14 protein-coding genes and 1 pseudogene are annotated in these 14,296 nt (G+C 39.8%); 9 read left to right on the forward strand and 6 right to left on the reverse strand.

All coding sequences use genetic code 11. The features are described from left to right. Positions 1–10: 10 nt before the first annotated feature. The 4 genes and pseudogenes from B3H30_RS23355 to B3H30_RS23375 all read right to left on the reverse strand — a co-directional run bounded on the left by B3H30_RS23355 (position 11) and on the right by B3H30_RS23375 (position 3,101). Positions 11–1,569, reverse strand: a pseudogene (locus B3H30_RS23355) (sulfatase family protein). A gap of 152 nt (positions 1,570–1,721) precedes the next feature. After that, positions 1,722–2,306 (reverse strand): YdeI/OmpD-associated family protein, encoded by a 585-nt coding sequence (locus tag B3H30_RS23365; protein WP_286834876.1) that lies wholly within the window; start codon positions 2,304–2,306, stop codon positions 1,722–1,724. 8 nt (positions 2,307–2,314) lie between these two features. After that, positions 2,315–2,779, reverse strand: coding sequence for an SRPBCC family protein (locus tag B3H30_RS23370; protein ID WP_286834877.1), 465 nt, complete (start codon positions 2,777–2,779; stop codon positions 2,315–2,317). Position 2,780: 1 nt separating this feature from the next. Beyond that, entirely contained in the window at positions 2,781–3,101 is a 321-nt protein-coding gene (locus tag B3H30_RS23375) for an ArsR/SmtB family transcription factor (protein WP_286834878.1), read from the reverse strand. Positions 3,102–3,314: 213 nt separating this feature from the next. Here B3H30_RS23375 and B3H30_RS23380 point away from each other — a divergent pair, with 213 nt between their 5' ends. The 9 genes from B3H30_RS23380 to B3H30_RS23420 all read left to right on the forward strand — a co-directional run bounded on the left by B3H30_RS23380 (position 3,315) and on the right by B3H30_RS23420 (position 11,405). Next, complete coding sequence (locus tag B3H30_RS23380) at positions 3,315–3,947, forward strand: hypothetical protein (RefSeq protein ID WP_120334616.1); 633 nt, start codon at positions 3,315–3,317, stop codon at positions 3,945–3,947. Positions 3,948–4,095: 148 nt separating this feature from the next. Next, the gene (locus tag B3H30_RS23385) at positions 4,096–5,742 is read left to right on the forward strand and encodes a carboxylesterase/lipase family protein (protein ID WP_286834879.1); all 1,647 of its coding nucleotides are present in this window, start codon (positions 4,096–4,098) and stop codon (positions 5,740–5,742) included. 297 nt (positions 5,743–6,039) lie between these two features. Beyond that, positions 6,040–7,173, forward strand: a complete 1,134-nt coding sequence (locus B3H30_RS23390) for an NAD(P)/FAD-dependent oxidoreductase (protein WP_286834880.1) — start codon at positions 6,040–6,042, stop codon at positions 7,171–7,173. Continuing rightward, entirely contained in the window at positions 7,164–7,877 is a 714-nt protein-coding gene (locus B3H30_RS23395) for a methyltransferase domain-containing protein (RefSeq protein WP_286834881.1), read from the forward strand. Before B3H30_RS23390 ends, B3H30_RS23395 begins: the two co-directional genes overlap by 10 nt. After that, positions 7,874–8,926 (forward strand): type III polyketide synthase, encoded by a 1,053-nt coding sequence (locus tag B3H30_RS23400; protein WP_286834882.1) that lies wholly within the window; start codon positions 7,874–7,876, stop codon positions 8,924–8,926. Before B3H30_RS23395 ends, B3H30_RS23400 begins: the two co-directional genes overlap by 4 nt. Before the next feature lie 14 nt (positions 8,927–8,940). Next, the gene (locus B3H30_RS23405; protein WP_232475751.1) at positions 8,941–9,381 is read left to right on the forward strand and encodes a 3-hydroxyacyl-ACP dehydratase FabZ family protein; all 441 of its coding nucleotides are present in this window, start codon (positions 8,941–8,943) and stop codon (positions 9,379–9,381) included. After that, the gene (locus B3H30_RS23410; protein WP_088161137.1) at positions 9,378–10,649 is read left to right on the forward strand and encodes a beta-ketoacyl-[acyl-carrier-protein] synthase family protein; all 1,272 of its coding nucleotides are present in this window, start codon (positions 9,378–9,380) and stop codon (positions 10,647–10,649) included. Before B3H30_RS23405 ends, B3H30_RS23410 begins: the two co-directional genes overlap by 4 nt. Positions 10,650–10,653: 4 nt before the next feature. Further along, entirely contained in the window at positions 10,654–10,908 is a 255-nt protein-coding gene (locus B3H30_RS23415; RefSeq protein ID WP_075992081.1) for an acyl carrier protein, read from the forward strand. Then, complete coding sequence (locus B3H30_RS23420) at positions 10,905–11,405, forward strand: 4'-phosphopantetheinyl transferase family protein (RefSeq protein ID WP_286834883.1); 501 nt, start codon at positions 10,905–10,907, stop codon at positions 11,403–11,405. The genes B3H30_RS23415 and B3H30_RS23420 overlap by 4 nt, the downstream gene beginning before the upstream one ends. A gap of 265 nt (positions 11,406–11,670) precedes the next feature. Here B3H30_RS23420 and B3H30_RS23425 read toward each other — a convergent pair whose 3' ends face one another. Together B3H30_RS23425 and B3H30_RS23430 are read right to left on the reverse strand one after the other, a co-directional pair. After that, on the reverse strand, positions 11,671–12,729 hold the full coding sequence (locus B3H30_RS23425; RefSeq protein ID WP_075992083.1) for an alpha/beta hydrolase: 1,059 nt from the start codon (positions 12,727–12,729) through the stop codon (positions 11,671–11,673). A gap of 182 nt (positions 12,730–12,911) precedes the next feature. Beyond that, complete coding sequence (locus tag B3H30_RS23430; RefSeq protein ID WP_286834884.1) at positions 12,912–14,213, reverse strand: hypothetical protein; 1,302 nt, start codon at positions 14,211–14,213, stop codon at positions 12,912–12,914. Positions 14,214–14,296: the final 83 nt, after the last annotated feature.

The following is a 14,296-nucleotide window of genomic DNA, read 5'->3' on the forward strand; positions in this document are numbered from 1 at the left end:
TTGCATTTAATTATTTAACGATTAAGTTTTCTTGTTTGAGAACCTGCTGAAAAGCTGGTCTTGTTGCATCAGCATCGCCCGCTTCAGCTTTAAGTTTAGTCAACTTTTTCTTCAACCGGGCAATTTCTTTGACATATTTTTTGTCTAGAATGGCATTGTGTGTTTCCATGGGATCTTGCTGCAAGTCATAGAATTCCCAAGCAGGAGCTGTTGTTTTAGAGTCGCTGCCCGTCATTTCTAATGGCTGTCCATAGAAGTAGATCAGTTTGTAGCGTTCATCACGGACTCCAAGATGCGCCGGGCGTATTGGTGCATGTTGCCAGTAACGGTAATACATGGCAGACCGCCATGCTTTGGATGTATTTCCTTTGAGGTTATTCCGAAAGCTTTCGCCTTGGATGTAGGCAGGTTTTTTGATGCCCGCATAATCTGCAAATAGTGCAGCGAAATCGATATTTAGAATCATGTCATCTAATCGACTACCAGCTTTGATTTCTTTGGGGTAGCTGATCACAAAAGGCATGCGCAGTGATTCTTCGTACATCAATCGTTTATCCATAAAATTGTGTTCTCCTAAGAAGTATCCTTGGTCGGAAGCCAGAATCACAACGGTATTTTCGTCCAAATTTGCCGCTGTAAGATAGCGCATAATTTTCCCTAGATTATCATCGATTCCAGCGACGCAACGCAGATAATCTTTGAGGAACTTTTGGTAGATCTTTTTGCGGGCTTCCAAAGGGTCCATTCCTTTTGTTGAAAACGGAAGCTCAGGATAAGATGTCCAAAAGGGGCCTACCGAAGCTTGCTCATAACGGCGGCCAAGCTCTTCCAAGGGCTGCCCTTCGAAAGAGCGTCCAGTTGTGATTGCTCCTGAATCCAAAAATGTCGGGGGATAAGGAAACTCCACATCTTTGTAGTAATCTTTGAATCGCTCGGCAAAATCAAAGGGTTCATGCGTCGCTTTGTAATGACACATTAAGAAGAAGGGTTTATCGGGGTTGCGTGATTTTAACCAGTCCAGACTCATCGTTGTGGTGATATCATCTACATAGCCTTCGTAGGGTGTACCAGCCTCTTCCTTATCATTCCAGTTGTCTTTAGAGAGGTAAGTCGGGTTATGATAAACACCATGTCCAGGAAGAACTTTAAAATCGTCAAATCCACTTGGCCTTTTTTTCAGATGCCATTTCCCAAACACAGCAGTTTGGTAGCCCGCATTGTGCAGATCCTTGGCGATATTTTCCTTATCGGGATCCAACGCATCTTCCAGTGTGTAGACTTGGTTTTTATTACTGTACTGTCCTGTCAGTATGGTTGCACGCTAGGGGTGCAAATTGAATTGGTACAGAATGTATTATTGAGTACCGCCCCCTGACTGGCTAATTTTTCAATATTCGGATTTTTGACAAAATCTTTTAAAATACCGCCATATACGCCCCATGCTTGGGCTGTGAAATCGTCCGTCAGGATAAAGACAATATTGGGGCGTTGTGTTGCGTTGTTTTTTTTCTGTGCTTGTGAAAAAATGGGCAATAGGCCGCAGATGAGCAATACAAATTTTTTATTCATGTGGATTCAGCTATATATTAGTCGACGAATTGACTATATCGGATTGCAATAATAGTTATAATCTCTCGTCTTGGTCTGGTTCTGTCTATTTGATTGTAGACAAATCTACTCTTTATAGACAAATATATAGCGGATAAACTGTAATAAATATGTTAGTCATCAATACCTTTTCCATCTAGAATATGCTGATAGTATTTTTCGATTCTCGCCACACGTGTTTTCTCCTGTTTTGCCTGGTTAAAGTAGAATAGATACCCTTTTTGTCGACCTGGTGTAAGTGATTGAAAAGCTTTTTGAAGTAAAGGGTCTTCAAGTAAGGCGCGCTTAAATTCTTCCGGTACAGGGTAATCGGCAGCTTTCCGCATGTCAACTTTCTTGCCTGATTTTTCAATTTCGATGGCCTCCTGAATATAAGCCGATATCACTTCTCGCAATGATTCTATCTGCTCAATAGTGGTGAATCTAAGCTGTCTGGCTGACTGAACATTTTCGGTTTGCTGGATCAGTATATTTTTGGAATCTTTTAATAATGCACCTTTATGGAATAGCAGCGCACAGTATTCTTTAAACCCGTGTATCAATACGACATTTTTACCTTCAAATGTATAACAAGGATGCATCCATTTATAATCCTCTTGCAGTGTTTTATTGCCACGGACAATTTCTCTCAACAGATTGAATTCTTCATTCCATCTTGTCGCATTTTCAAAAAAATGTTCAATTTTTAGATTCATCATGTAGTGCTTTAGGTAAGTTTAGCAAGAATTTCTTGTAATCTGTTGTGCGCCATATTGATTCCTTGCGCAAAAGGCATCTGTAACAGCTGGTTCCGAAATGCGACCGACTGAAATATTATATGGATGTGAAGCCTGCTGCGTTCTGCACTTATTTTTTCAAATGTTAAATATTCCAACTGCACAGGAAATGCGCTGTTTTCCATTTCAAAAGTCCGTGTGATGCGTTGATTGGGGAGGAATTCATGTATCGTTCCATTTGCTTTGAACATGACCTGGCCATTGTGCGAAGTTTCAAATGCATAGGAGCCATGCTTTTTATTTTCCAATTTCAGGACTTTAGTTCCCATCCACTGTTCGAAAATTTCGGAATCCTCGTATGCTTTGAAGAGCAGTTCAACAGGCAAATCGAATTCCCTTGTAATGATAATCTCCTGTTTATTATCCTCCGCCTGGACGTTAGTTTTTGACTCCATATTATTTGTTCTTGTAGTTTTGCATAATAGTTTCCAATTTATTGAATCTGTCATCCCACATTTGACGGAAAGGTTCAATAAAATCCGCAATTTCTTTCATCTTCGATGGGTTGAGTTGATAATATATCTCGCGTCCATTTTGTTGAAACTTTAATAATTCACATTCCGTCAATATTTGCAAATGTTTTGAAACGGTCGGTCTTGCCGTATTGAAATTGGCTGCAATTGCACCAGCAGTCATGGCTTGTGAGGCTAGAAGAAGTAAGATCGCTCTTCTGGTTGGGTCTGCTATAGCTTGGAAAACATCTCGTCTTAAGTTCATATTGATTTATTTGACTACTAATATAAGTGTAGTTATTTGGCTACGCAAATTTTTTATAAATTATTTGTAACGGAATAGCTGGGGGTGGAGCTAACGTGGATCAACGAATAAAAATTTTTTCCTGGCGAATTTAAAATGAAAGCGATCGGGAATTAAACCTATGGATCAATGTTTGGTGAATAATGCTAAATTAGCGTAATTAATTATAGCAGAATGAAAACACAGTTATCGTATTTAAAAAAATTAAGCGTATTAGGGACGAAAACCTTAGTCAAATATTATTTGCTGGCTATTGTTTCGACTTTACTGTATTTGGTGGTTGGCAGTTTTCAGTTTAAGGCTAGTCATGAAGCTTTCTTTTCGACGGTCAGTCCTGTGCAAGCCGCAGCTAAATTCATTTGGCTGATTGGACTGATCCTGCTACCTGTACTACTTTTTATTTTTAGCAACAAATATGTGTTTTCAAAGATTGCAAGTCTTGTTGTAGAAGAAAGGCAGGATGATCTCATTCTTCCGGCATTTGACAAAGTATTATTAATTTTTCAATCGAATCAGCCCGATGTAATACAAAATGTCGCTGATTATTCTTTTGCAAAACTTAAATTGATCAATGACGTGAAAAATAATAAAATCGAGAGCCCTTGGGTGCGACGCATTGTCATTTTTGGTCTGAATAAAGTGAGATTTGATGCCCTCGATTTAGACAAAAACGATAGCTTTTATGCGATCGTACGATCGAAGTTTATCCAGGTACTCGAAATCTTAACAGAACCAAGTAGCAAACCATTTTGGCTATGTATTCTTGCGCAATGGCTTATTCTACTTTTTTTGTGGCTGGCCAACTAAATGTGTTGATCACCGCAAGCAAGCAAGCAAGCAAGCAAGCAAGCAAGCAAGCAAGCAAGTGCTGAAATAACAGAATATCACGACGGTATAAGTTTTATTTTGTATTTTAACTGTAAGAATAAAAACCATAGAGTTTTAAATGGATGTTATGATGAAAAATATTTTTTTTACTGTTGTTCAGCTTTTGGTTGTATCATTTGTTTTCGCACAAATGCCCCAGGTAAAGGTTGAAGAGGGGATATTAGAAGGAATTACTTTGTCAAGCGGGGTAGAGTCCTTTCGAGGAATTCCTTTTGCAAAACCGCCAGTAGGTGACCTGAGGTGGAAAGAACCTCAAGCTGCTGAACATTGGTCTGGCATCCGTAAAGCAGATCATTTTGGTTATTCTCCGATGCAGAAACCGATCTATGGGGACATGCGATTTCGGTCACCAGGGATCAGTGAAGACTGTCTTTACCTGAATGTATGGCGTCCAAAGAATCTTGGTTCAGGCAAACTTCCTGTTTTAGTTTATTTTTACGGCGGAGGTTTCAATGCTGGTGATGGATCGGAAAACCGCTATGATGGTGAAAGTTTTGCCAAAGAAGGTCTTATTGTCGTTACTGTCAACTATCGCCTTGGTATCTTTGGCTTTTTTGCGCATCCAGCATTAACCGAGGAATCTCCGAAACATGCTTCCGGAAATTATGGACTGCTGGATCAACATGCAGCTTTGGTTTGGGTCAAGAAAAATATTGCTGCATTTGGTGGGGATCCCGATGCCGTCACCATCGGTGGTGAGTCGGCAGGGAGTATGTCGGTTTCTGCCCAGATGACGAGTCCGTTGTCCAAAGGACTATTTAAACGTGCTATCGGTCAGAGCGGAAGTGTTTTTAACTTGCGGTATGGCACTGCCTCTATTACGGAGCAAGAGCAACAGGGGACTGCGTTTGCAACGCGCATAAATGCCGAAGGGCTTGATCAACTGCGTAAAATTCCTGCGGCCGAACTCCTTGATAAAGCCAGCGAGCCAGGGGCCTTTGCGACCCGTTTGATTGTTGACGGCTATTTTCTGCCTAAATCTCCTTTGGCTATTTTTGAGGCAGGGGAACAGTCTAAAGTCCCGCTACTTGCAGGCTGGACGTCTACGGAAGCCCCATATACCGCCTACATGGGTAAATTGTATCCATCTCCGGAGAATTATGAAAAGTTGGTAAGAGCACAATATGGCGTTCAGGCTGACGAAGTGCTCACGCTTTATCCTGGAAAGACAGAGGCGGAAGTCATTCGGTCAGCAACTGCCTTAGGTAGCGATAATTTTATCGTTTATAGTACCTGGAAATGGCTTGATCTGCAACGAAGAAATAGCGGTCAGCCAGTCTTCGTTTATATATTCGGTAAACCGCGACCACCCATGCAACCGGCATATCGCGATGCACAAACCGGGCTTGCTGGAGGAATTAGCAAGAAATCTGCACAGGAAGCCAAGGAAAAAAGCCCAGAGCCCCTGCCGGGTGCTTTCCATGCAAGTGATATTGAATATTTATTGGGAAATCTGCAGAGTAATGATGTTTTTGCCTGGACTGAAGATGATTACAAGGTATCAAAACTTGGTCAGCGGTACTTTGTTAATTTTATCAAGACGGGCGATCCAAATGGAAAAGGGCTGTCAACATGGCCGAAAACAACAGCACAAGATAAGCGCATGAATATTCTGAATTTGAATATCAAAGTAAAAGTAGCTGCCGAAGAATTTCGGAACAGATATCTTTTTCTGGATAAATTGTTTGTCGACCGTGAATATAAATCCAGATAAAAGCCTTATTTATTCAACTTATAGCAGTGGTTAAGTCGTTTATCTATCAGGTAAATTAAAGTGCTTTTTTATTTTAAGGCCAAATAAAAACTATTTATTGCCAAGGGCTGTTATCAGATAGACTTTTTATGAAAGCGTATGGGCGATATTGTCCTGTATAGGGGGATTTTAGACAGTGGATAGATTTATCAAGAATCGTTTATTGAATAGTGGGGGGCAACCAATTTAGGAAACTGAAGTACGATTTATGGCGTTGATTTTTTGTAGATGATACTCATATAGAGCAAACTTGGATATATGACAATAAATCCTGATGTGATTATTATAGGCGGTGGTTTGGCTGGACTTACAGGTGCATTGCATCTGTCTAAACAAGGATTCAACATAACGTTAATCGAAAAACATGTTTTTCCTCGTCATAAGGTTTGCGGCGAATATGTTTCGAACGAAATTTTGGCTTACCTTCATTGGCTGAAAGTGGATGTTGAATCGCTATGCCCAACACATATTCAGGAGCTTGAGTTCACGACAGAAGATGGACAGATGAATAGGGTCAGGTTACCCTTGGGTGGGATTGGTATCAGTCGTTACGCGTTGGATGATCTGTTATATCAGCAAGCAAAAAGTAATGGCTGTACAATTGTTATTGCGACTGTAACGGGTATATCCTTTAGCGCTGATACATTTACTGTTTCGTTTCAAGATCAGGTATTAAGATCAAAAATTGTACTGGGCGCGTATGGAAAACGCAGCAATATGGATCAGCTCTTATCCCGTGATTTTATAACGAAAACCTCTCCTTGGATGGCTGTTAAGGCACACTATTCTGGCGATTTTCCGAATGACTTAATTGCCTTGCATCATTTTGAAGGAGGCTATTGTGGGATTTCCAAGGTCGAAGATGACCGGATAAATTTATGTTATCTGGCCGATGTAAAAACGTTCAAGAGATACAAAAACATCGGTGATTATCAGAAGTATGTTTTGTCTAAAAACAGACATCTTAAGTATTTTTTTGAGCACAATAGGCTACTTTTTGAAAAACCGCTCACAATCAGTCAATTTTCATTTGATAAGAAATCAACGGTAGAAAACCATATTCTTATGATTGGTGATACAGCCGGTCTTATTCATCCATTCTGCGGAAATGGGATGGCGATGGCGATACACAGTGCAAAAATAGCTTCTGAGCTTGTCCTGGAATATTATCGGGGCCATATTCGTTCACGAAAGCAATTGGAAAAGGCTTATGTCAAGCAATGGAATCGAACGTTTAAAAGACGCCTCTTATTCGGTCGACTTCTGTCGCGGCTGTTAAGCTATAAAATAGGGACCGCAGTTTTGATGAAGACTGCCTCATTTTTTCCGAAAATGCTCAGCTGGATTATTAAACAAACTCATGGAAATGCAAGGTCAATAAAATGGGAATAAACACAAAACAGAGAACATCGGAGAATGAGATCATGGACGATTTTCTGCTCGAAGGAGAAGAACTTCGGACCACATTAGACAGGATAGCAAAGATTAATCGTTTTTTAGGCGGAAATAACATTACGCTGAACGGTGTAAAAAAATTGCTTTCAACCAGCTGCAAGAATGAAACAATAACGATTGTGGATATCGGTTGTGGCAATGGGGACATGCTTCGCATGTTGAGCGATTATGGCAATAGACATCATATTAAGCTTTCAATGCTCGGTATAGATGCCAACCCCTATACAATAAATTATGCGGGGGATTTGTCGAAAGATTATACCAATATATCCTATTTGTGTGCGGATATCTTTGAAGAGAATTTTGAAGATGTCAAGTATGACATTGTTCTGTGCACGCTTACCATACATCATTTTGACGATGAAGGGATTCTTCGTTTGCTAGGTAGTCTGGTCAACGTATCAAAATTGGGGGTCGTCATTAATGATTTACAAAGGAGTAAAATGGCTTACCGGCTTTTTCAAACCATTGCTGTTCTTTTTAGGTTAAATAGAATGACAAAAGTGGATGGGCTTGTTTCTATACTGCGTGGGTTTAAAAAAGAGGAACTTACACAATTCTCCAATAAACTGAAACTAGAAAATTATAGCATCCAATGGAAATGGGCCTTTCGTTACCAGTGGATAATTTCCAATATATGAATGTTAAAATAATAACTGTTGCGAAGCAACTCCCTAGATACTCTTGTGCTACCGTTGATATCCTTCCGCTATTGGATATTTGGCTCCATGGACAAGAGCCTCGCTTTATTAAGAAGATCAAGAAACTTTTCGAAGGCTCCGCTGTGGAAAGACGATATGCAATTATGGATCCGAGAGAGGTCTTCACTGCGACGTCTTTTGAAGAAAAAAATAATGTGTACTGCCGGGAGGCAACGGTCTTAGGGGAGCAAGCACTTCGTAAGGCCCTTGAACAGACGGGATGGGATCCGCAGTCTCTGGATTATATCATTACAGTGAGTTGTACTGGAATTATGATCCCCTCCCTAGACGCGTATCTCATCAATAAGATGAAACTCCGACAGGATATTGTGCGGTTACCAGTTACCGAAATGGGCTGTGTTGCCGGTGTTTCAGGTATTATTTATGCTAAAAATTTTCTTCAGGCTAATCCAGGCAAACGTGCTGCGGTCATAGCCGTCGAAGCGCCAACAGCAACTTTTCAGCTGGAAGATTTCTCCATGTCAAATATGGTCAGTGCCGCAATATTTGGTGATGGTGCAGCTTGCTGTCTGCTTTCCTCCGACGAGTCAGACAATGGTCCGGTGATTATCGATCAGGAGATGTACCATTTTTACGATGCGGAAGATATTATGGGATTTAAGCTGACAAACAGCGGTATGCAGATGATACTGGATGTTGAAGTGCCGAATGTGATCGCGTCTCATTTTGACGCTGTTATAAATCCATTTTTGAAGAAGAACCAGCTTAAAATTAAAGATATTGATTACATGATTTTTCATCCAGGTGGAAAAAAGATTATAGCTACAATCGAAGATATTTTTGCTGAATTTGATAAAGATATTGAGGATACTAAGGCTGTGCTGGCACAGTATGGTAATATGTCGAGCGCTACGGTGTTATATGTCCTCGAACGTATTATGAAACGTAGTCCTCAGGTCGGTGAATTAGGGCTGATGCTGAGTTTCGGTCCTGGATTTTCGGCGCAGCGCGTTTTATTACAGTGGTAACCTACAAAATTTGAATGATGGATCTGAATTCTATACTAGCGAAATTGCCTTACAGTGCCCCGTTTTTATTTGTCGATGCGTTGACCCATGTCGATGAGGAAGGTGTTGCAGGTACCTATACCTTTGATGAAAATTTGGATTTTTATAGAGGACATTTTAATGAAAAAGCGATCACTCCAGGAGTTATTCTGATCGAAACGATGGCCCAAATAGGTTTAGCTTGTTTGGGAATTTTTCTGCTCAATAAAGACTTGAAAAAGGGTTCTTCTATTGCGTTGACTTCTACTGAAATACAATTTTTAAAACCCGTGTATCCGAAGGAAAAAGTTACGGTAATTTCAAAAAAAATATATTTTAGGTTTGGAAAGTTAAAGTGTACAGTTACAATGAAAAATGAAGCTGGCCAGGAGGTTTGTAAGGGAATATTGGCAGGTATGATTACTGAGGAGCTATGAAGAGAGTTGTTATTACTGGATTAGGGGTCGTTGCACCCAATGGAGTGGGAGTACCGGCCTTTACACAGGCGCTAAAAGAGGGTGTCTCCGGTGTTAGACATGATGTGCAGTTGGAAAAATTGCAATTTTCCTGTCAGATTGCTGGAATGCCACAAGTATCGGATGATCTCAAAAGACAATATTTCACGGAACTTGAGCTCAGGGGTTTTAACAGTACAGGCATATTATATGGTGTCATAGCAGGAATGGAGGCTTGGACAAATGCAGGTTTTCCTATTGCCTTAAATTCGGTCCCCGATTGGGATAGCGGAACAGTATTTGGTTCAGGCACCTCAGGTATCGATAAGTTTCGGGAGAGTATTTATAAAATTGATGAGCTGCAAACACGTAGGCTAGGCAGTACAGTCGTTGCCCAAACGATGAACAGCGGTGTCAGTGCATATTTAGGTGGGAAATTAGGGCTCGGAAATCAGGTAACCACCAATTCCTCTGCCTGTGCTACCGGAACCGAAGCAATTCTAATGGCATATGACCGGATTAGGTCCGGAAGAGCAAAGCGCATGCTAGCAGGTAGTACTGGAGATAGTGGACCTTATATTTGGGGTGGTTTTGATGCACTGCGTGTCTGTAGTTCGCAACATAATGACCGCCCTTCGGAAGGTTCTCGCCCAATGAGTGCAACAGCCACAGGATTCGTCCCGGGTAGTGGAGCTGGAGCCCTGCTATTGGAGGATTTGGAAAGTGCCTTAGAACGCAAGGCCATGATATATGGCGAATTATTGGGCGGTCAAGTAAATTCTGGAGGGCAACGGGGAACGGGCAGTATGACAGCTCCAAATGCTGATGCTGTACGCCGATGCATTGCGGAAGCCCTAAAAAATTCGGGTGTCTCCGGATGGGATGTCGATGCCATAAACGGTCATTTAACGGCAACGGCCAAAGATGCTTTTGAAATAGAAAACTGGACTGAGGCCCTTGGACGTACAGGGAAAGATTTTCCATTGATAAACTCGCTAAAAGGAATGACTGGGCATTGTCTCAGTGCGGCAGGTAGCATAGAATGCGTGGCCACAGTTTTGCAGTTATATCATGGATTTGTATTTGGAAACAGTAATTGTACTGATTTACATCCTGAGATTGCAGCAATGATTGATTCATCAAGAGTACCATTACATCAAGTTGATGTCAAACCTCATATTATAGCCAAAGCGAGTTTCGGATTTGGGGATGTAAATGCCTGTTTAATATTTAAAAAATTTGATAACTAACCCTATGAACAGAGAAGAATTGATCGGTGCTTTAAAGCCAATTATAGCACCTTACACAACAAACGAAGAAGCATTTGGAAAGCTTACTGAAAAGACTGATTTTATGCGTGATCTACAAATCAATTCAGCAAATTTGGTTGATATTGTCCTGGATATCGAAGATCAATTTGGGATCGTTATTGAAAATTCCGATATGGAACGTATGCTTAATGTCGGAGCTGCAGTCGAAATAATCGAAAGCAAGTTACAAGAAAAATGATTGGTAATGACGTTATCGACCTGGTTCAGTCCAGAAAAGATAGTAATTGGAGACGTAGGGGCTTTGTTTCAAAGCTATTTAATGAGCATGAACAACTGTTGATTGTGAACAGTCCAGATCCAGAAATTGTTGTTTGGCTCTTATGGAGCATGAAAGAGGCTGCCTATAAAATATGGAATAGACAGACAGGAATTCGGAAATATATACCTAAAGGGTTGCTATGTTCAGTTATTGAACGGTCTTCTAGCAACGCAACGGGAGAAGTCATCTGTGAAGGGAAGAGGTATTACACTAAGACCATTGTTTGCCCTGATTTTATACATACCATCGCAGTTGGCGAATTGGTTCATTTAGGCAATATTGTAGAAATCGGAAAAGGTGAAATTGTTAAAGATGCTCAGGGGATACCAAGCATCATTCTGAAAGATAGCGGCACACACTTACCCGTTTCTGTAAGTAACCATGGCCGTTTTGAGAGAATAGTTGCGATTACATGAAAAGTTAGTGTCATTAACCTTTATGTTTTATGTAACTATATGTCATTAGTTGTACTATTCCAATTTATATGTTTAATGTTTTTTTTAATAGCGGCATTATACGATTGAGTTTTTTCCTGCAGCCTCCTAGTTGCATTGCATAACTAGGAGAGCCTGATGACAGCAGCTACTTTTCAATTCATAAGATAGCTAGCTAGGGTAGATCTGAAAGAAAAATTCCAAGAACCACGTATAGCTTATCAACTTAGTCAGACGAGCAAACACCTTATTGCACTTGGATTGATTCTTCCCGAAGCATCTGTTTGAATTTGGGATCTCGTATATAACGACTAAAATCATGGCTTGACATTCCTGTGAAATCAGTCATAGAAAAGATGCTGTAATTTTTCTTAAGGGCGTTATAACTTTCCTCTTTGTATCCAAGATCAGTTGGATTAAGTTTGTTCGATAAGAATCCAAAAAACTTCTTCAACATCTTGTCCGTTCCGTTGATCGTGATGTGTATTTTCTTGACTTGTGAGCTGAGATTCACAAATTTTTTTGTGTTACTCGCCGTATCCGTATATTGAAACTCGGAAAGTCCTATCGCTGGAGCCAGCATAATGCAGGTAATTCTATTTTTGTTTTCTAACAATGGCTTTGCCCGCTCGATATCAACATTGTGAACGTCTTTTGCTTGAGCAGAAAATGAGCTATTGTATTCAGGATTTGAAATAGCGCTCATAACCACAGATGCTCCACGACTATGTGATATGATGAAGACATCCTTATCGGCCATATTGTTCAGTATACGTCTTAATCCAAATTCACCGGCCATCTGGCTAAAAGAGGCCGCTGAAAACCAGTTTTTGGCGGAACGAAAAGGGGAGGTAGATCGTAGACCATCCCAATAAAATCGAATGATTTCATCGGTTTTAGGGTTTGTAACGATATGATCGGAAATATATTTATATTGTTTTACAACAGATTCTTCATCAGCATTGAAGCCATGGACTAAAATAAACACACGTTTTTTTGGGGCAATACGTTTAGACAAACGCAGCATGTTACCGCGTTCAAAAGCGAGTAATTGTTCGCGATCCCCTCTGTCGGTGGCAATTTTCATAAGCGAATAAGGATCTCGAGCAGCTTTATTGGAAGGAATGCCATAATTTTTCTTCCAATTGTCGGGGTAGAAATTACCATTTTGATCCACAAATGAATACCATAGGTTAGGATCTACACCGGTATTGGGGGTAGCCGAATCGGGAAGATTATGGATAAGGCCACACGAAGTGAACAAGCTGATAACGATGATAATATAGAAAAAATACCTTTTGTTCATATGATTTATTTTCTACTATTCCTGAATTTAATTTTTAACTAGGATCCAATGGCTACTAAATTGGATATATTTTCACAAAAAAGCGATTTGTTGTAATATAGTCATTATTTTGGATAGCGAAAAGTAGGCTTGTATTTTGAACCGTTAATGTTTGCTGAAATTTAGCGGTACCAAGCTACAAATCATTTCTTTGTGATTAAATAAAGTTTGTTGCGTTGGTTGGTGAAAAGTTGATAATTTAAAGCTGGATTCGTATAAAAACCATAGGCATTAAATTGGTCGGTATTCTCAAAGGTTAGTGTGCCGATGTTTTTATTGTTGATATCGACTTGAGACCAATGCCATTTTTCGTCCAAATATAAGCTGTCTTTAAATCTTAAGGTGTCATTTTCGACAATAAGCTGTGAGAATAGGCAGCCTTGCCAAAGATCTCCTTTTTCATATTTCCCCGTTTTGACGTCATGTCTATTGCGAACACGTTTGATTTTCTGGTAATAAACTGATCTAATGTTAGGGGGAGTAGTATTCGTTACCCATTCATTCTTATCCCAGTGACCGAAAAGATCATTTACGGTACGGCCCTTAGATGAGCTTTGTGGGTCTAAATTATTATCATCCGATATGTTTTCGTTGAATACATACCATTTATCGTCCATAAAATAAGTTCGCTTTGTATAGCTTTTCGAATTGCTTTGATCGAAATGATAGATTTTCTCTGACAGCAGATAGGTGGCTTTACTTTTAATATCATTTAGATTTTGGTCTTGTTTATCTGTGGACCAATTTAGATTTGCGTTGAATACTTCAATTGTTTTTTTTGTAGTATCTCCATTCAATGGCCAGCTGCGAAAGTAATGTTTTCCTATGTTGATCAGATAGCCCTCGAAAAGAATCTCTGTATCCTTATCTTCATCCTGTGTGTAAGAATATTGATCGATCTGCTTGCCGTTTTTGTCCAATTTATAAAACATATGGATGGTTGGTTCTGCATCGTTAGCGTTTTTAGCCTTGCTCAAACTATGGATGATTAATTCGTTGTTCTTTGTCAAAAACTGATCAATAGGATTACTACTCGCCTTGAAAAGAATGATTTCATGTCGTCCAAATCTATTTTTGGTGTTATTGATATCGAGATATTGCCCGTATTTTTTCGGGAGTGTCGACGAGTGAAAGAAGTTTTGAATCCTAATATCGATATCAAAAATACCATTTGTATATATAATTGTACCGGCTATCAGCATACATCCCAGTAGATAATATTTCAAAGTACTGGTATCTTTTAACAGCAGATAGAAATAGCAAAATACCCAGCTCAGTATAAATGCAAGCGGCGAAAAAATAATATAATTCAGATTCACATTGTTGCCTGCATCAAAAATAAAAAAACTGATGAGATAGGCTGCCATAAACACTAGGCATCCGAAAAAAGACTTTAATAAAGGACTCTTTTTAGCTTTCTCCGGATTTTGATCTGTCTGTTGCACGATGTTATAATTTAGGATAGTTTGTATACTATTTAACACTGGACTGATAAGGGCGTAATTTAATTTTTTTCTTTAAGGTTTCA

This window comes from Sphingobacterium sp. UBA7038 (genome assembly GCF_002494055.1).
GTDB classification, from domain to species: Bacteria; Bacteroidota; Bacteroidia; order Sphingobacteriales; family Sphingobacteriaceae; genus Sphingobacterium; species Sphingobacterium multivorum.

Excerpts from the sequence above, each read along its gene's own strand:
- B3H30_RS23390 (WP_286834880.1), top strand. The coding sequence starts at position 6,040 with ATGACAATAAATCCTGATGTGATTATTATAGGCGGTGGTTTGGCTGGA.
- B3H30_RS23385 (WP_286834879.1), top strand. The coding sequence starts at position 4,096 with ATGATGAAAAATATTTTTTTTACTGTTGTTCAGCTTTTGGTTGTATCA.
- B3H30_RS23425 (WP_075992083.1), bottom strand. The coding sequence starts at position 12,729 with ATGAACAAAAGGTATTTTTTCTATATTATCATCGTTATCAGCTTGTTC.
- B3H30_RS23365 (WP_286834876.1), bottom strand. The coding sequence starts at position 2,306 with ATGATGAATCTAAAAATTGAACATTTTTTTGAAAATGCGACAAGATGG.
- B3H30_RS23395 (WP_286834881.1), top strand. The coding sequence starts at position 7,164 with ATGGGAATAAACACAAAACAGAGAACATCGGAGAATGAGATCATGGAC.
- B3H30_RS23400 (WP_286834882.1), top strand. The coding sequence starts at position 7,874 with ATGAATGTTAAAATAATAACTGTTGCGAAGCAACTCCCTAGATACTCT.
- B3H30_RS23370 (WP_286834877.1), bottom strand. The coding sequence starts at position 2,779 with ATGGAGTCAAAAACTAACGTCCAGGCGGAGGATAATAAACAGGAGATT.
- B3H30_RS23380 (WP_120334616.1), top strand. The coding sequence starts at position 3,315 with ATGAAAACACAGTTATCGTATTTAAAAAAATTAAGCGTATTAGGGACG.
- B3H30_RS23415 (WP_075992081.1), top strand. The coding sequence starts at position 10,654 with ATGAACAGAGAAGAATTGATCGGTGCTTTAAAGCCAATTATAGCACCT.
- B3H30_RS23420 (WP_286834883.1), top strand. The coding sequence starts at position 10,905 with ATGATTGGTAATGACGTTATCGACCTGGTTCAGTCCAGAAAAGATAGT.
- B3H30_RS23375 (WP_286834878.1), bottom strand. The coding sequence starts at position 3,101 with ATGAACTTAAGACGAGATGTTTTCCAAGCTATAGCAGACCCAACCAGA.
- B3H30_RS23405 (WP_232475751.1), top strand. The coding sequence starts at position 8,941 with ATGATGGATCTGAATTCTATACTAGCGAAATTGCCTTACAGTGCCCCG.
- B3H30_RS23410 (WP_088161137.1), top strand. The coding sequence starts at position 9,378 with ATGAAGAGAGTTGTTATTACTGGATTAGGGGTCGTTGCACCCAATGGA.